14 protein-coding genes are annotated in these 17383 nt (G+C 58.5%); 7 read left to right on the plus strand and 7 right to left on the minus strand.

Annotation, left to right across the window (positions count from 1 at the left end; all coding sequences use genetic code 11):
- Nucleotides 1-34: 34 nt before the first annotated feature.
- The 4 genes from C7378_RS15535 (at nt 35) to C7378_RS15550 (ending at nt 4725) form a co-directional block, all read left to right on the plus strand.
- A complete protein-coding gene (locus C7378_RS15535; RefSeq protein ID WP_131998793.1) occupies nt 35-1270 on the plus strand; it encodes a vWA domain-containing protein in 1236 nt (411 codons plus the stop codon).
- Between the two features lie 356 nt (nt 1271-1626).
- Nucleotides 1627-3024: an acetyl ornithine aminotransferase family protein gene (locus C7378_RS15540; protein ID WP_131998795.1), complete on the plus strand. Its 1398-nt coding sequence runs from the start codon at nt 1627-1629 to the stop codon at nt 3022-3024.
- A gap of 9 nt (nt 3025-3033) precedes the next feature.
- Nucleotides 3034-3504 (plus strand): cyclic pyranopterin monophosphate synthase MoaC, encoded by a 471-nt coding sequence (moaC, locus tag C7378_RS15545; RefSeq protein WP_131998797.1) that lies wholly within the window; start codon nt 3034-3036, stop codon nt 3502-3504.
- 120 nt (nt 3505-3624) lie between these two features.
- The gene (locus C7378_RS15550; RefSeq protein ID WP_131998799.1) at nt 3625-4725 is read left to right on the plus strand and encodes a mechanosensitive ion channel family protein; all 1101 of its coding nucleotides are present in this window, start codon (nt 3625-3627) and stop codon (nt 4723-4725) included.
- A gap of 48 nt (nt 4726-4773) precedes the next feature.
- Here C7378_RS15550 and egtD read toward each other — a convergent pair whose 3' ends face one another.
- The 3 genes from egtD to C7378_RS15565 all read right to left on the minus strand — a co-directional run bounded on the left by egtD (nt 4774) and on the right by C7378_RS15565 (nt 8240).
- A complete protein-coding gene (gene egtD / locus C7378_RS15555; RefSeq protein WP_131998801.1) occupies nt 4774-5751 on the minus strand; it encodes an L-histidine N(alpha)-methyltransferase in 978 nt (325 codons plus the stop codon).
- Between the two features lie 18 nt (nt 5752-5769).
- Entirely contained in the window at nt 5770-7026 is a 1257-nt protein-coding gene (gene egtB, locus C7378_RS15560) for an ergothioneine biosynthesis protein EgtB (RefSeq protein WP_131998803.1), read from the minus strand.
- 113 nt (nt 7027-7139) lie between these two features.
- A complete protein-coding gene (locus C7378_RS15565; protein WP_131998805.1) occupies nt 7140-8240 on the minus strand; it encodes a VWA domain-containing protein in 1101 nt (366 codons plus the stop codon).
- A gap of 265 nt (nt 8241-8505) precedes the next feature.
- On the opposite strand from C7378_RS15565, the gene C7378_RS15570 reads away from it, so the two are divergent.
- The 3 genes from C7378_RS15570 to C7378_RS15580 are packed head-to-tail and all read left to right on the plus strand — an operon-like array spanning nt 8506 to nt 13592.
- Complete coding sequence (locus tag C7378_RS15570) at nt 8506-9744, plus strand: VWA domain-containing protein (protein ID WP_243648311.1); 1239 nt, start codon at nt 8506-8508, stop codon at nt 9742-9744.
- A gap of 13 nt (nt 9745-9757) precedes the next feature.
- Nucleotides 9758-10612 (plus strand): EamA family transporter, encoded by an 855-nt coding sequence (locus C7378_RS15575; protein ID WP_165876845.1) that lies wholly within the window; start codon nt 9758-9760, stop codon nt 10610-10612.
- A 52-nt stretch (nt 10613-10664) separates the two neighbouring features.
- Nucleotides 10665-13592: an FAD-binding and (Fe-S)-binding domain-containing protein gene (locus C7378_RS15580; protein ID WP_131998809.1), complete on the plus strand. Its 2928-nt coding sequence runs from the start codon at nt 10665-10667 to the stop codon at nt 13590-13592.
- Nucleotides 13593-13607: 15 nt separating this feature from the next.
- Here the strand turns inward: C7378_RS15580 and C7378_RS15585 are convergent, their stop codons facing one another.
- The 4 genes from C7378_RS15585 to C7378_RS15600 are packed head-to-tail and all read right to left on the minus strand — an operon-like array spanning nt 13608 to nt 17376.
- Complete coding sequence (locus C7378_RS15585) at nt 13608-14573, minus strand: 2-hydroxyacid dehydrogenase (protein ID WP_131998811.1); 966 nt, start codon at nt 14571-14573, stop codon at nt 13608-13610.
- A gap of 39 nt (nt 14574-14612) precedes the next feature.
- Complete coding sequence (udk, locus tag C7378_RS15590; RefSeq protein WP_131998813.1) at nt 14613-15269, minus strand: uridine kinase; 657 nt, start codon at nt 15267-15269, stop codon at nt 14613-14615.
- On the minus strand, nt 15266-16099 hold the full coding sequence (locus tag C7378_RS15595; protein ID WP_131998815.1) for a purine-nucleoside phosphorylase: 834 nt from the start codon (nt 16097-16099) through the stop codon (nt 15266-15268). Before C7378_RS15595 ends, udk begins: the two co-directional genes overlap by 4 nt.
- A 38-nt stretch (nt 16100-16137) precedes the next feature.
- Nucleotides 16138-17376 carry a NupC/NupG family nucleoside CNT transporter gene (locus C7378_RS15600; RefSeq protein ID WP_131998817.1) on the minus strand — a complete coding sequence of 413 codons (1239 nt, stop codon included), beginning with the start codon at nt 17374-17376 and terminating at the stop codon, nt 16138-16140.
- Nucleotides 17377-17383: the final 7 nt, after the last annotated feature.

The following is a 17383-nucleotide window of genomic DNA, read 5'->3' on the forward strand; positions in this document are numbered from 1 at the left end:
CTGCGCGTTACCATAGCCACAGGAGAGTCGAGCCATGAAACGCGTCCGCTATACCAAATACAACGGCGATCTGGCCTCGGAGATGAGCATGGACGACCTGCTCCAGAAGCTCTCCGACTATCTGCTCGATTCAGGCTTTCAAAATCCGCTCATGGAGTTCCAGGACCTCGACCACACCATGGAAGATCTGCGGGAGGCGCTTCGGCGAGCGCTGGAGTCCGGCGAAGTCTTCGACCAGCAGATGCAGCAGAAGATCGACGACATGTCGGCCGATGGCAAGCTGGATGAGTTGATCGAGCAGTTGATGGACCGTATGGAGCAGGAAAATTACATCAATGTCCAGCAGTCCGACGATCCTTCGCGCGCGGCGCAATCGCCGGGGCAGGCAGGAGTTGGCGAAGGAGAGGTTCGTTTCGAAGTCACCGATAAGAGTCTCGACTTTCTCGGTTTCAAGACGCTGCGAGACCTGCTTGGCTCACTCGGAAAGTCGAATTATGGACGCCATGACACGCGGCACTTTGCCACCGGAATTGAATCGAATGGAGCCTCACGGCCCTATGAGTTCGGCGATGTGCTGAACCTCGACACCACGGCTACGCTGAGTTCGGCTATCGCGCGCGAGGGCATCGGACTCCCTCTCAATATCGAATACAGCGATCTGCATGTGCATCAGTCCGAGTACCAGAGTTCGTGCGCGACAGTGGTAATGCTCGATTGCTCGCATTCAATGATCCTGTATGGCGAGGATCGCTTTACCCCGGCGAAGAGGGTGGCCATGGCCCTGTCGCACCTGATCCGAACGCAATACCCCGGCGATACTCTTTCTCTGGTGCTCTTTCACGACTCAGCGGAAGAGTTGCCGATTTCTCAGTTGGCGCGGGTAAAGGTGGGTCCGTACTATACGAATACGCGCGAGGGACTGCGAGTCTCGCAGCGCATTCTCGACCGGCAGCGTAAGGACATGAAGCAGATCGTCATGATTACCGACGGCAAGCCGTCTGCGTTGACCCTGCCCGACGGGCGTATTTATAAGAATGCCTTTGGGCTTGATCCCCTGGTGGTCTCTGAGACGCTGGAGGAGGTTTCGCGTTGCAAGCGGTCGAACATCATGATCAATACGTTCATGCTCGCCTCCGATTTCGGGCTGATGCAGTTTGTTCAGAAGGTGACGGCGATGTGTCGCGGCAAGGCTTATTTCACGACCCCCGACCGGCTGGGAGAATATTTGCTTATGGACTACATGCAGCGCAAGATGCGTACCATCCATTGAGCGGCTGAAACTGGCGCGGACGTGGGTCGCCGGCGGGAAGATGCGTAATTCACTTCCGATTCGCATTTTGACGTGCTAAGCTCATCGGCAAAGGCTCCCATGCGTGCAAGTTGTCAGATACCGGAGAGTACCCCCAGCCAGAAGCGCTGGAGCAGGTCCTTCGCGCGCATGATTTCTCCCAGAAAGCATCTCCGCGTGCTGCCTACACGTACGCGACCTAGTCTCTTCGGCAGCGATTAGTCGCCGCTGCCCGAGGCACGCCCCGTCGCTGTGTCCTCGTCGGAAGAAGACCCATCTGATCAATCCTGAGAAGTGCACACACCACCGGCCTATGTGGCCCCAGACAGGAGACGTCTATGCAAAGCACGACTGAATTATTTGAGAAGTTTGGCCCGAAGTTGAAGGGCCCCATTCCTGGCCCGAAGGCCAAATCGATTGTTGAAGCAGATGACCGGCTGATTTCGCCCAGTTATACGCGCTCCTATCCAATGGTTGCGAAACGCGGCCGCGGTGTGCGGGTTGAGGATGTTGATGGAAATGAGTTCCTTGATTTCGCTGCCGGCATCGCCGTTACATCCACCGGTCATTGCCACCCCGAGGTAGTGAAGGCAATTCAGGAGCAGGCAGCCGAACTGATCCACATGTCGGGTACGGACTTCTACTACGAGTCGCTGGTTACGTTTGCAGAGCGGTTATCGAAAGTTGCCCCCATGAAGGGGCCGCACCGCTTCTACTACGGCAACTCGGGCGCAGAGGCCGTGGAGTGCGCGCTGAAGATTGCGCGCTATCATACGGGCCGCCAGAATATCATCGCTTTCTTCGGGGCATTTCATGGACGCACCATGGGAGCCCTTTCGCTTACCGCCTCGAAGCCCCAGCAGCGGAGGCGCTTTTCGCCGCTGGTTCCCGGCGTAACGCATGTCCGCTATCCCTATGCGTATCGCGGCTGCAGCGGTGGCCCGCAGAGCGAAGAAGCCTTCGCGCTTGGTTGCGCCCGCTACATCGAAGAGAAGCTTTTCAAGACGACGCTTGCGCCGGAAGAGGTTGCCGCGATCTTTGTCGAACCAATTCAAGGCGAAGGCGGCTATGTGGTTGCGCCGACGATTTTCATGCAGGAGTTGCGCCGGATTTGTGACAAATACGGCATTCTGCTGGTGGCCGACGAGGTGCAGTCTGGCGCAGGACGGACGGGCAAGTGGTGGGCCATCGAGCACACGGGCGTCGAGCCCGATATCGTCTGTATGGCGAAGGGAATCGCGTCAGGAATGCCGCTCGGTATTTGCATGACTCGCGCAGAGATCATGGACTGGAAACCCGGCTCGCATGCCTCGACCTTTGGCGGCAACCCGGTTTCGATTGCCGCGGCGCTTGCGACAATGGATGTTCTGGAGCGTGAGGGAGTCGCCAATGCGGGCGTCATCGGCGAGAAGATGATGACTCGCCTGAAAACATGGCCTTCCAGGCATCCGGTGGTTGGCGATGTGCGCGGACGCGGGTTGATGATCGGCATCGAGATCGTCAAGGATCAGGCGACGAGAGAGGTTGCAGGTGCATGGCGTGATCGGATCGTAGAACTGGCTTTTGAACGCGGCTTGTTGATCCTGGGATGCGGCGAAACATCCATCCGGCTTGCTCCTCCGCTTATCGTCAATGAGCAGGAAGCCTCTGTTGCTCTCGATATTTTCGAAGAGTGTATCGGTCAAGTGGAGCGTGAAAATTCACTTGCGGAGTCATTGGCTGCTTCTGCGGTTTAGTCTGATTGCATGAGCAGACTCTCCCACTATGATGATGCAGGGCGCGCTGCGATGGTTGATGTGAGCGGTAAGCCGGAGACTCGGCGTGAAGCCGAGGCTTCGGCTTTCGTAGCTCTTTCGGCTGCCGTGTTAGCCGCCCTGCCGTCTAACCCCAAAGGAAATCCACTTGAAGTTGCCCGTTTCGCCGGCATCCAGGCTGCGAAGCGGACATCCGAGCTGGTGCCAATGTGTCACCCGTTGCCGTTGAGCTTCATTGATGTTTCGGCGACTATCGTCGAGGACGGTGTAGCGATTCGCGCGCAGGCAGCCACCACCGGCCCGACGGGCGTTGAGATGGAGGCGCTCACTGCGGCCTCCGTTGCAGCCCTCACGGTTTATGACATGTGCAAGGCCTTGGATAAAGGGATTGTCATCCGCGAAATAAAACTTGAGCGGAAATCAGGCGGCAAGAGCGGGAAATATCTTCGCTCCAAATCCTGAAGCCGAGGATAGTGTTCCTCTCGTCTCCCTCATTTACTCCTTTGACAAACCTCTGCTGCGTTTGTGGGCATCTTCCTAGCGAGGAAAGCTTCTCGAACAGCCATTTTGGAGGTCCAGCGGATGTTTCACTCACATGGGCATGAGTGGGTGCTGAGCGTAGTCATCTTTAGTTTGGTAATTGTGGTTGGCCTCACCTTGCACGACATTGTCTTTCGCGTGCTTGGCCGCTTCAAACTGGCGAAGACGATAGAACACTCCAGGATGCTGGTCGTCGTACAGCGGCTCAAGCGTCCCGCGCGGTGGATGGTCGTTCTCACTGGCGTCGGGGCCGCACTTCCGTTCCTGAGTGTGCTTGGCCCGTATCGCCTTATAGTGGGGCGCACGGTAGGCATTCTCTGGCTGATCGTGCTGGGCTGGTTGGCCGTTTCCGCGGTGTACATGGTGGAAGACATCATGGTGCTGCGGTACGACATCCATGTCAGCGATAATCTCCGTGCTCGCCGCGTCCGTACCCAGCTTCAGGTGCTCCGCCGGCTCGCAATCGGCATCATCATCCTGATTGATCTTGGGCTGGTGCTGTCGATCTTCCGCGATTCGCAGATATGGCACTATGGCGCAGGGTTGTTGGCATCCGCAGGATTGGCCAGCCTGGTACTCGCTACCGCGGCTAAATCCACTGCCTCAAACCTGTTGGCAGGTATTCAGATCGCCCTCACTGAGCCAATCCGAATTGATGATGTGGTGGTGATCGATGGCGAGTGGGGACGTATTGAGGAAATTACCACCGCTTACGTGGTCGTTGCTATCTGGGATCTGCGGCGCCTGATTGTACCGCTTAGTTTTTTCATCGAGAACTCATTCCAGAACTGGACCCGCCACAGTGCCGATCTGCTGGGAACTGCATTCGTTTACGTTGATTACAGCATCCCCATCGAGCCGTTGCGCGCAGAGTTCAACCGGGTGCTCGAGGCGTCTCCCATCTGGGATCGTAAAGTGGGAATTGTGCAGGTGACGAACCTTGATGCCCACACTATGGAGCTGCGCTTTCTCCTAAGCGCGTCCAACTCCAGTGATCAGTTCAATCTGCGCTGTCTTGTGCGCGAAGCGATGATCACCTACATCCAGAAGAATTATCCGGACAGCCTGCCCGTGACTCGCTTCCGAGCTGTTCCCGACAGGCCAATGGTGCAACCTCCGCCAGCGGAGCTTCGCCAGGGGTGAAGTTGGCCGGCACTCGACAGGTGCAGCGCCGGCCGTCAGCTCCATAGATCACCAGGCTGTAGCCAGGAATACGCTGAACCAATTGCGCTCATCCGTCCATTGGCGCGACGGTTTGAATCCCGAACGCTCCAGCAGAGAGGAAAGCCCCTCGGGTGTGAATTTGTAGCTGTTCTCCGTATGGATCGTTTCTCCTCGGTTGAGCTTCACTTCAAGCTCCAGCGCGGGGATAAAGATCTGTTGAGAAACCAGGCTCTCGAGGTGCATCTCAATGCGAGAATGTTCCTCACTCCACCGCGCGCAGTGGCGGAAGAGGCGCAGATTAAAATTCGCACCCAGCTCACGGTTCAGCCGCTCGAGCACGTTCAGGTTGAAAGCGGCTGTGACGCCAGCCTTATCGTCATAGGCGGCGAGCAGCAGCTTGCGCTCCTTGATCCTGTCAACCCCAAGCAGGAGCCGGTCTCCTGCATGCAGCTGTTGACGCAGGCCTCGCAGCAACTGAACAGCATCTGTCGGCTCGAAGTTGCCGATGCTCGATCCGATGAAGAGCACGAGGCGGCGCTGTCCAGCTGCATCGATTGCTCCCAGTCCTTCCGTGTAGTCGGCGACGCGCGGCTTGACGGTAACGCCCGGTAGTCTGGTCTCAATGCGCAGTTTCGCCTCATTGAGGGCGCTCTCTGAGACATCGATGGGGTGGTAGGTTACCCTCTGCTGGTGCCGCAAGGCAGCCTCGAGAAGCAGCCCGGTTTTGGTAGCTGTTCCTGCTCCCAGTTCGACAAGGGTGAGCCTGCGGTCGGCGGCAGTAGAGATAATTTCATCAGCGTAGTCGGCTAGAATCGCGCGTTCGGTGCGCGTCACATAATACTCCGGCAATGCCGTGATCTGTTCAAATAGCGCCGAACCCTTCTCGTCATAGAAGAGCCAGGGGCAGAGGGATTTCGGATGTCCGGTGAGGCCGCGATAGACCTCTTCGCCGAGCGGCGTCTGAATGGCGGTATTCAGCGAAGATCGTGCTGAGGCAACATGCATAAGCAACAACTCCAGGGGTCATTCTTGCGTTAGGCACAGGCGCAGGCCTGAGAACTGCCAGCGCGTCCGTGAGGGGAAAAAGTTTCGATAGGTTGGGCGAATATGGCTGGCGGGCGTTACACAGGAGCCGCCGCGTAGAACCGTCTGGTTGGACATGAATTTGCCGTTGTACTCGCCGAGCGCCCCGGGCAGTGCGCGATAGCCGGGATATCCGAGATAGGCGCTTGCCGTCCATTCCCATGTGTTGCCAAAGAAGGTGCCCGCATTGGCAACTGGATGAAGAGCGCCCGATTCCAGGAGGTTGCCATGGGTGGGCTGGGTCGCCGCTGCAGTTTCCCATTCAGCTTCTGTCGGCAGGCGCTTGCCGGCCCATCGCGCAAAGGCTTCCGCTTCATAACCGCTGAGATGACAGACGGGGGAGTTCCCAAGGTCGCTCACAGAAAACGTTCCGCGCAGGGTGAAGAGCTGCCACTCGCCGTCCTCTTGAAACCAATAAAGAGGCGCGCGCCACTTTTCTTCCTGGACCGCGGTCCAGCCCTCGGCCAGCCACAGTTCCGGCTGTTCGTATCCCCCGTCCTGCATGAATTCCAGGTACTCGGCGCAGGTGACAGGCTGCGAAGCAATTGCAAAGCTGTCCAGCCAGACCCTATGCCTCGGGAGTTCGTTGTCGAACGCGAAGCCTTCACCGCTGTGGCCTGTTGCGTACACCCCGCTCTCATAGACAAGGAATTCCCGCACTGGCGCGCCGCGTCCTGTGATCGCGGGCCCTTCAAGCTTGTACACAGGCTTTAACGGATTCATCCAGAAGGAATGCTTGATGTCAGTCAGCAGCAGTTCCTGGTGCTGTTGCTCATGGTTCAGGCCGAGAACGATGCGTCTCTCAGCCTCTTCCGGAGCGCCCATTTCCAATAGTTCCAGGATGGCGGAATCCACATGGCTGCGATAGCGGAGCACTTCGGCGAGCGAAGGGCGGGAAAAGCAGGCACGCAGCTTCTTCTCCGGCTGTGCTGAAATTGCGTTGTAGTAGCTGTTGAAGAGCCAGAGGTAGTCCTCATTGAGGGGGCGGTAGCCGTGCAAAAACTCGCGCAACACAAATGTTTCAAAAAACCATGCGGTGTGCGCCAGATGCCACTTGGCAGGGCTCGCCTCGGGGCACGACTGCACCATCATGTCTTCAGGGGTAAGGGGAGAGCACAAAGTTTCCGACTGCCGCCGGACGCTGGCAAATAAGCTGGCCGTTGCGCTGTACGGCAGGGAAACAGGGGTCGGGTTCATTGGGACACGTTCCTCCTCTACTTAGAGAGCGGTTACGGCCTCGTGTTGCCCGACAGGTTAACATCCCGAGGGCGGGATGCAAAATCAATGTTTATAACGTCGCGCAGAGGTCTCTATTGCCCGCTATCGTCCGGGGCTATCGCATAGTAGCCTTTGCGAGCCTGAATCTTGAGATTTTCGTTGTTGTGCTTACAGAAAACATCCACCTTGCGGTAGCTGCCGTCGAGCCTGGTATTCGTCGGCGTATAGCTGGCAAGGTATTGCGTGCGCAGTTCCTCCTCGATCTGGGCGAAGGCTGCTTCCATCTTTTTGCCGTTATTGCCGACGTCGATCATCCTGCCTCCGGTATCTTCAGCCATCTTGCGCATTGCCGAATCGCCGGTGAATCCTCCGAGGTTGATCATTCCGCCACCGCTATAGAAGCCGCGATCAGCGATGAGCAGAACATAAATGATAGCGTTGGCCTTCTGCGCAGCCTCAACGGCATCGGCAAGCTTTTCGCGGCTGCCCTCATCCTCGCCGTCGGTGAGGATGATGAGTGCTTTGCGGCCTGTCTCGCTCCGGAGCTTATCATTCGACACCTGGTAAACCGCATCGTAGAGCAGGGTTCCTTTCGGTGCCCCCTGCGTCGGCATGGGGCCTTGCCCGATGCCGGGAATGCCGGCGGACCCATTGCCCCCAGCGGTATTGATCTCCGCCTGGTCCATCGCTTTGGCGATAAGCCGCGGGTTGCTCGTGAAGTCCTGCAGCAGGCTCACCTGTACATCAAACGAGATCAGGAAGGCTTGATCCTTGTCTCGCAGAATGCGCTTTACGAAGGAGTCGCCGGTCTGCTGCTCCATCTGCAGGACATTTTGCTGACTGCCGCTGGTGTCGAGCATTATCCCTAGAGTCAACGGCAGATCGGTTTCAGGAGAGAAGTTCTTGACCTTCTGGAGTTGCTTATCTTCGAAAACCTGGCACTCATTCTGGGTCAGGTTAGGGATCAGTGCTCCCCGTTTGTCCCGGGCCGTGAAAAACAGGCTGACAAGGTTCACGTTGACTTTAAGTGTTGTCGTGGGCGGCTGTTGATCCAGATTACTGGTGTCCGGCGCAGTGCTGACCGGCGGAGCGTCCGGCGATGGCGCTTCCTGCGCCCAGAGCTGCGCAGGGCTGCAGAGGGCTATCGAGCAGAGGGCAGTGGCCAGCAGGGCCGGGACACAAAATGGTCGCATACGGTGCGTTAGACGAAGATCAGCATTAAAGGTCAGTCTACCTGCATCACAACCCGCAGGGATGACGCATGGGTCATCTGTTAGTCTAACTGCTTGGCAATCGTTTCAGGCGATGCTCCCTTTCAGGCATTCCAGATGACTGGTAGGACGCATCCAACGAGTGCAAATAATTCCGCTCCGTTCGGACTGAGCGATTGCGGTAAGTGTTTCTGGGGGTCGTTTCGTGATGCAAGGCGCTTTAGCAGCCACACTGGCATTGTTCTTAATGGGTGGGCTGCAGCAACAGCAGCAGAGTATTCCGGATGCACCGGCTCCGCAGCCGGCTGCTTCTTCGCCTGCGAATTTGTCGAACTTGAAGAATAGTGTCACTCCGGGCGAAGGTACCGCGAAAGATGCGACCCCTGATTCTCCGCAGTCTCAGGCTGACCAGCAGCCCGCTCCCCCTCCTGAACAAGCGCCAGTACAGCAGACGGCGCCCGAACTTCCGGTCGCCGGACAGGGCCCGAGCTACACCATTCACGTTCCGGTAAACGAAATCCTTGTGCCCGTCACGGTCCGGGATAAGAAGGGGAATCTGGTCCCGGGTCTTACCTGGAGACAGTTCCGCGTCTACGAGGATGGCCAGCCGCAGCGCATCTCCTTCTTTACCGTTGATCCCTTCCCGCTCTCCGTCGCGTTTGTTATCGATGCCAGCGTTCCAGCCGACGTGATGCACAAAGTGAATGAAAGCCTCGCCGCGGTTCCAGGAGCGTTTTCACCGGCGGATTCGGTCGCCATCTTTACGTACAACACCTCCCCAACCGAGGTCACGACCTTCACCGCCGCCGAGGGAAACCGACTCGTGGCTGCTTTTCAGAGCGCAAAGCGCCCGGGTCGCGACATGGGCGTACCTGCCCTCGGAGGCCCGCTTGATAACGGGCCGATGATCAACAATAAGCAGGTTGACCCTAATATGGCCCCCCAGCGGGGCAGTGTGGGCTTTATCAAGATTCCGAAGGAGAATCATCCCCTCAACGATGCGATCCTGGCCGCTGCCAAGGCCCTGGCTAGCCAGCCCAAAGGCCGTCGGCGCATTCTCTACGTCATCAGCGACGGCAAGGAGGCCGGCAGCAAGGCCACCTATAAGGAAGTTGTTCGCTACATGCTGACCAACAACATCTCCCTCTACGGCACTCTGGTAGGGGAATCGGCGATGTGGGGAATGGGGTATCTGGACAAGATGCATCTACCGCTTATTCCGACGATGCGCGATAACATCCTGCCGAAGTATGCGTTTGCCACGGGAGGTGTACTCGATTCCGAGTTTTCTGAAAATGGCATCCAGCGCAGCTTTGCAAAAATCACTCAATCTGTTCGTACTCAGTACACCCTTGGCTACATAAGCCACGCGCCGATCATGAGCAGCAAATTCCACACAATCGATGTTCGGGTTGAGGGAATTACCGGCCTCGATGTACAGGCCCGCGACGGATACTATCCGTCGTCCGCCGATATCGAGCAGTGACGATCGTAGCTTGATGACCGCAGGAGCCGCGCATGCTGCAGGCCTTGGGCTTGCAGCAGCGGCCATCTGGGGAGCAGCCGACTTCGCCGGGGGGCTGGCGGCTCGTCGTGCAGGCCCTTCGCTGGTTGTGCTGTTGGCTCATGGCTCGAGTATCTTTCTCCTGCTGCTCGCAGTTTTTCTCTGGCATATTCCTCTGCCGTCAGAACACCTGGCCTCTATAGCCCTGTTGAGTGGGGCTGCCAACGGTCTTGCGCTGCTCTGTTTCTATGAGGCGCTGGCGCTTGACACGATGGGCCTCCCGGCAGCCGTGGCTGGGGTGCTGACGGCTGTTCTTCCCGTACTGGTTTCCATGGTTCAGGAGGGGCGGCCCACGCTGGGGCAGATGTCTGGCTTTGCGCTCGCTGTCGTCGCTATATGGCTGATTGCAGTCACTCCAGGAGGCAAACCGCATCCGCGGGGCCTGGGGTTGGCCGTGCTCGCCGGCATAGGCTTCGGAATTCAACTGACCTTGCTGCATATTGCCGGACGAGGCGGGGTCGTCTGGGCCATGACGTGGTCGCGTATTGCGGGGGCGCTTGTAGCCGGCGCGGCCTTACCCTTTGCTAAACGGGCAGTTAGGGGTAGCAGCAGGGGATTGGCAGCTGTTGTTGCACTCGCCGTTGTTGCCGGCATCTTCGATACTGGCGGGAACGTCTGCTATACGTTCGCCTCTCTAATGGGGCGGCTCGATATCGCGGCCGTGTTGGCTTCACTTTATCCTGCGGGCACCATTCTCCTCGCGGCGCTCCTGTTGCGAGAGCGCACCACGCGGCGGCAAACTGTGGGCATGGGACTGGCGCTGGCGGCTGTAGCGCTCATCGCGGCCTAGTTCAAGGGACACCCGAGATTCAGCGCGCAATGCCAGTTGCTGAACTGCTACCATGACAGCCGTGGGCGCTTCTTCCTTGCTTCCGGTTCTCAATAATCATCCTCATTCTCATGAACGTTTTGGAGCCGTCGAGGAGCTCGAACGTGTCTTGCGCGCTGAGATGCGCGGCGAGGTGCGCTTCGATGCCGGTTCGCGCGCTCTGTACTCGACCGATGCTTCCAATTACCGGCAGGTGCCGATTGCTGTGGTTGTGCCGCGCGATGCAGCGGATGTTGAAGCTGCGCTCCGCGCCTGCCGCTCAGTGGGGGCGCCTGTGCTCGCTCGTGGCGGCGGCACAAGCCTTGCTGGTCAGTGCTGCAACGTCGCGGTGGTGCTCGACTTTTCAAAATACATGCGATCGATTCAGTCTCTCGATCCAGATGCGCGTGTAGCGCAGGTTGAGCCAGGCATTGTGCTTGACCGTGTCCGAGAGGCCGCCGAACTACATCGGCTCACCTTTGCACCTGATCCCGCTACTCATAGCCGCTGCACCATCGGCGGCATGATAGGCAACAACTCCTGCGGCGTGCATGCGCTGATGGGTGGCAAGACTGTCTCAAATATCCGTGCGCTGGATGTAGTGCTCTACGACGGAACTCGAATGACCGTCGGTGCCACGAGTGATGAAGAGTTGCGCGCCATCGTTGCATCGGGCGGACGCCGTGGGCAAATCTATCAATCGCTGTTGAATATACGAGACCGTTATGCAGATCTCGTCCGCCAGCGCTTTCCGCGAATTCCACGGCGTGTCTCCGGCTATAACCTGGACGAACTGCTGCCGGAGCACGGCTTCCATGTTGCACGCTCTCTCGTCGGCAGCGAAGGAACGTGCGTCACGATTGTGGGCGCACAGCTTGACCTCAAGCCAAGTCCACCCTACCGCCGGCTGGTCGCGCTTGGGTTTGCTGATCCATTTCTCGCAGCAGACCATGTCCCGTTCGTGCTGGAATATAAGCCCATAGGGCTTGAGGGTTTTGACGGGATGCTGGTCGACTTCATGCTGCGTAAGCAGCTTGCAGTCGAAGACGTGAAGCTCCTGCCTGAAGGCCGGGGACACCTGCTGGTCGAGTTCGGGGCGTGGTCCGCGGAGGAGGCCGACTTGCAGGCTGCGGAGTTTGTCCTGGCGTCACAGTCTCTTGCGCCTCAACCGCATGCGCAGCTCTACTCTCCGGCCGATGCTGCGCGGGTCTGGAAGGTCCGCGAATCAGCTCTCGGGGCGACCGTTTTTGTACCTGGCGAACCGCACGGCTGGGAGGGCTGGGAAGATGCTGCCGTGCCACCCGCGCGATTGGGAAGTTATCTGCGCGATCTGGCGGAGCTCATGCGCGATTACAACTATCGCAGCCCCATGTACGGACATTTCGGGCAGGGATGCGTGCACATGCGCATCAACTTCGATCTGGAGAGCGAGGAGGGTATCCGGAAGTATCGGGACTTCATCGATCATGCGGCTGACATCGTGCTCGCCTATGGCGGCTCCTTGTCGGGCGAGCATGGCGACGGCCAGGCCCGGGCGGCTCTGCTGCCCAAGATGTTTGGCTCTGAGCTGATGCAGGCCTTCCGTGAGTTTAAGGCCGTGTGGGACCCGCTCAATCGCATGAACCCCGGTAAACTCATTGACCCGATCGAGGTGTACCAGCCAGAGGAGAATCTTCGCCTGGGCGCCGGCTACCATGCACGCAAGACAGATACCTATTTCAGCTTTTCTGGGGACCATGGGTCGTTCGCCGAGGCGACCCTGCGCTGCGTCGGCGTCGGAGCATGTAGAAAGGCCGGCAGCGGCACCATGTGCCCAAGCTACATGGCTACGCAGGAGGAGCAGCACTCCACGCGCGGCCGTGCGCACCTGCTATGGGAGATGCTCGAAGGCGGCGTGCTCAAAGACGAATGGCAGGACGAGCATGTGCATGAGGCTCTCGACCTTTGCCTCTCCTGCAAAGCATGTAAGAGTGAATGCCCTGTAAATGTCGACATGGCCACTTACAAAGCGGAGTTTCTTGCGCATTATCACGAGCGGCATGGTCACCGTCTGCGTGACTACGCCTTCGGCTTTATGGATCGCTGGGCGCATGCGGCATCTTACGCTCCTGCGCTTGCGAACCTGCCCATGAGGCTGCCTCCCGCTGCGTCTCTCGTTAAGGCTACCCTTGGCATCGCCCCCGCACGCACGTTGCCGCGCTTCGCATCGAAGAGTTATCAGAAGGGAATAGCACGTAGTCGCACAACAGGCGCTGGCGAGCGCGTGCTGCTATGGCCTGATACCTGGAACAATTATTTTCATCCGCCGGCGCTCTCCGCTGCCCATAGCGTGCTGGCCTCTGCAGGTTTTTCTGTAGAAACCCCGCGTCAACACCTCTGCTGCGGGCGTCCGCTCTACGATTTTGGTTTCCTCAAGCAGGCGCGCTCCTACCTAGAGCGGGTGATGCGGACCCTGGCGCCCCAGATCGACAGCGGCATGCCGATTATTTTCCTCGAACCGAGTTGCGCGAGCGTTTTTCGCGATGAGTTGCTCAACTTCTTTCCTGCGGACGAGCGCGCGCAACGCCTGAGCCGATCAACAAGGTTGCTCAGCGATTTCCTTGTGGAGCGCGCGCCGCACTATCGCCCACCTCAGCGCGAGGGCGCCCGCATCCTTCTTCATGGTCACTGCCACCACAAGTCTGTGTTGAAAATGAACGCTGAAGTTGACCTGCTCCGTGCCACAGGAGCGGAGGTAGAGGTGTTAGACTCCGGCTGCTGCGGCATGGCGGGCCCCTTCGGTTTCGAGAAAGAAAAGTTCGCGGTTTCGCAGACGCTGGCCGAGCGGGTACTGCTGCCTGCCGTCCGCTCAGCCTCAGCGGAGACTCTTATCGTGACGGACGGTTTCAGCTGTCGCGAGCAGATTGCGCAGAACTCATCGCGTCGCGCAGTTCACTTCGCAGAGATTATTGCCCCGCGCTAGCAAAGGAAAGGTCGGTCAATACTCTCCGTGAACCACATTTTCGAGCGGCTCACCGTTCGCAAATCGCCGCACCTGAGAGGCGATAAATTCAAAGGCGCGCCTCATGAACATCGGGCTTGAGCCGGCAACATGCGGGGTGATCAGAACATTTGGCGCATGCCACAACGGATGTCCATCGGGCAGCGGTTCGGGATCCGTGACGTCGAGAGCTGCCCGAATCTGTCCGTTGTTCAGCGCGTCAAGAAGTGCGCCAGTGTCGACAACGGGACCTCTTGCAGCGTTAACCAGCACGGCGCCTTGTTTCATCAATGCAAGCTCCTTCGCACCGATTAGGCCGCGTGTCTCTGCCGTAAGTGGAGTGATGAGTACAACCGCATCAGCTTGCGGTAGCAGTGCATGCAGGCTTCCGATGGGTTCGACGCCGGGCCGGGCATTCCGCGCGATCCGCTGGATGTTGCAGCCAAAAGGGATAAGTCGGTCTTCAATGGACTTACCGATGGACCCGTAGCCGACGATGAGGACCGTCTTGCGGTCCAGTTCCTCGAGCAGCACTGGCGGAAATGGATCGTGATCGGTTTTATAGAGTGACTTGTAGTACGCATTGGCTGCAGGCCGATTAGCCCACTTTCCCTCGTGTTGCAGGTCAACGTACCGGGGGAGAAACTTGAGCATAGCGAGTAGCGCTGCAACTGCCCACTCAGCCGTGGCGACATTATGCACCCCCTGGGCATCGCAGAGCTGTGCGCCCTCTGGGACAAGAGGCTTCAGCCAGTCAACCCCGGCCTGCAGAGACTGCACCACCTTTACCCCGCGCAGTTGCGGCACGATCTGCTTCGCTGCAGCAGCGTAGACAGAGGCAACCCAGAAGTCAATTTCGATTGGAGATTCCGGCTTCGGCGGCAGCACGTGCACAGATACTTCCGGAGGAAAATTCTCAAATAGTTCTGGCGAGGTTTCGGGGGGAACTCCAACGCGGACCATTAAACTTGTCTCCTTTCAGGATGCTATCCAAATGCACGCTTACATGTGCCCAAGATAGCTGTTCATGCCAGCCTCGAGCAGCTTGAGAAGCCCGCGCTTGCGCAGTGCTGAGAGCACCTGCTCAATCGACCAGTCAAGCGAAGAGGTGCCATCGGCAATGACATCAGCATATTGAGCCGAGGGGCGCACATATTTCTCGGCCATCGGGCGGACCGTGTCAGCGTAGTGCGCAGCGACTACCTCCGGGGAGCGGCCGCGTTCTCGTACATCGCGCGCCAGGCGGCGTCCGTAGCAGACCTCGTCCGGGGTATCGACATAAATGCTGAGGTCGTAGAGAGGGCGCAGATTGTCGTAATGCAGCGCGAAGATGCCATCCACCAGCAGTAGATGCCGTTCGAAAATGTGCTCTGTAATTCCGGGCTTGCGGGTATGGGTAGTGAAATCATATTGCGGCAGCTCGACGCTGCGGCCAGCGGCGAGCTCTCGCAGATGGCTGAGGAGCAGCGGCAACTCAAGCGCATCCGGATGGTCAAAGTTCTGCTGGCATCGCTGTTCGTAAGTCAGATGGCTTAGATCGCGGTAGTAGTGATCGAGGTGAAGATGAGTGCCTTCAAGCTCTCGCGCAAGTTCCTGTGCGAGCGTTGTCTTGCCAGATCCCGAGCAGCCCGCGATACCGAGAATAACTGGTCTGCTCATCCCTGCTGTTCCTGCAGTGCCTGCACGATGCGGGTGAGCAGGCGTCCAAGTTGTTCTTCCACCTGCCGCCCAGTTGCAAGAACTTCTTCGTGATTCAGGGGCTCGGCCTGGATGCCGGCAGCCATATTCGTCACGCAGGAGATGCCGAGGACTTCAATGTCCATGTGGCGCGCGGCGATCGTCTCCATCACGGTAGACATACCGACAAGGTCTGCGCCCATGCCGCGGAAGGCCCTGATTTCGGCTGGCGTTTCAAAACTGGGGCCAAGCACGTTGAGGTAGACACCCTCCTCGAGCATAAAGCCCTCATGCTGGGCAGCCGCCTGGGCGAGCTTTCGCAGCCGTCCGGAGTAGGCTTCCGTCATGTCGAAAAACCGGGGGCCGAGCCTTTCGTCATTGGGTCCGGCAACCGGGTTCAGTTGAGGAAAGTTGATGTGGTCCGAGATCAGCACCAGCTGCCCCTGCTGCAAGTCCATACGGATGCCGCCAGCGGCATTCGTGAGGATGAGCGTCTTCACGCCCAGCCGTCCGAGTACCCGAACGGGAAAGCTGACCTCCTCAGGCGAATAGCCTTCATAGGCGTGGACCCGACCCTGCATGACCGCAACGGGAGTCTTGCCGCAGCTTCCGCAAAGGATGCGTCCGCTATGGCCCGGCGCGGTGGGTTTGGGGAAATAGGGTACCTCCGCAAACGGAATCGCCACGCTGTTCTCAAGCTGGGTGGCAAAGCCGCCCAGCCCCGAGCCGAGCACGACTGCGATCTGCGGGATGGTCGGGATTCGCTCGCGGAGGAAGTCCGCTGCTGCACTGGCCTTTTCGTAGAGATTCATCTGCTAATCATTTATCGCACAATTTCAATCGACGGTATTCATCTCATCAGGATGCCGACTATGGAGGCCGACATCAGGTTCGCCATCGTTCCCGCCAGCATGGCGCGCAGGCCAAGACGTGCGAGTTCATTGCGGCGCGTCGGAGCCAGCGCGCCGATGCCGCCAATCTGGATGCCGATGGAACTGAGGTTGGCAAAGCCACAGAGGGCGAAGGTTGCAATTGTGAAGGACCGCACGTCAAGAGCCGCTTTCTGCGCGCCGAGAAGGGAATAGGCAACCAGTTCGTTGACCACCATCCGCGTGCCCAGCAGGTTGCCGACAACCCGTGCCGAGTGCCACGGAATTCCGATCAGCCACGCAATCGGCGCGAAAAGAACCCCGAGGATCGTATCGAGCTTGGCGGGAAAGGGAATGTGGTGTGCCCCCAGTATGTTGTGTATGCCACCAAGAATGCCGTTTAGCAGCGCTATGAGCGCCAGAAAGGAGATAAGCATGATGGCGATATTGAAAGCCAGCTGGCCGCCGTCGATGGTCCCGCGGGCGATCGCGCCGAGGAGGTTTTCTCCCCTGTGCTCTGCCTCTTCGGGCATATGGACGGTGCCCTCCGTGGCCGGAACTTCGGTTTCAGGCACCAGCATCTTTGATATCAGGATCGTGCCGGGCGCGGTCATGATGACCGCGGCAAGCAGGTGTTGCGCAGAGATGCCGTAGAGAATATATGCGGCCATGATGCCGCCGGAGACATGGGCCATCCCGCTGGTCATGATAGTCATCAGCTCTGACCGGGTGGCGCCTGGCAGAAATGGCCGGATGGTCAGAGGCGCTTCTGTCTGCCCCATGAAGATGCTCGCCGCTACGTTGAGGCACTCCGCTCCGCTTACCCGCATTGTTATCAGCATCAGCCTGGCAAAAATGCGGATGATGAACTGCATGATCCGCAGGTAATAGAGCACGGCGAAGAGAGCGGAAATGAAGATAACCGTGGGCAGCACCTGAAAGGCAAAGATGGCTCCGAAGGAGGAGTGCTGCTCCCCCAGCTTGCCAAAGACGAGGGAGGATCCTACATAGGAGTAAGACAGTAGGCGGTTGATACCCGCGCCGGCGGCGGCAAGAATGCGCTGTCCCCAGCTGAAATCGAGCACAAGAAAGGCGAACAAAAGCTGGAGCCCAAGCCCCCAAAAAACCGTACGCCAGCGTATGGCGCGGCGGTTCGTCGAGAAGAGCCACGCCAGCAGAAGCATGGTGAGCAGTCCAAGCACGCCAGTAAAACGTCCCAAGGTTTTC

It is taken from the genome of Acidipila rosea (assembly GCF_004339725.1).
Taxonomy (GTDB): Bacteria; Acidobacteriota; Terriglobia; order Terriglobales; family Acidobacteriaceae; genus Acidipila; species Acidipila rosea.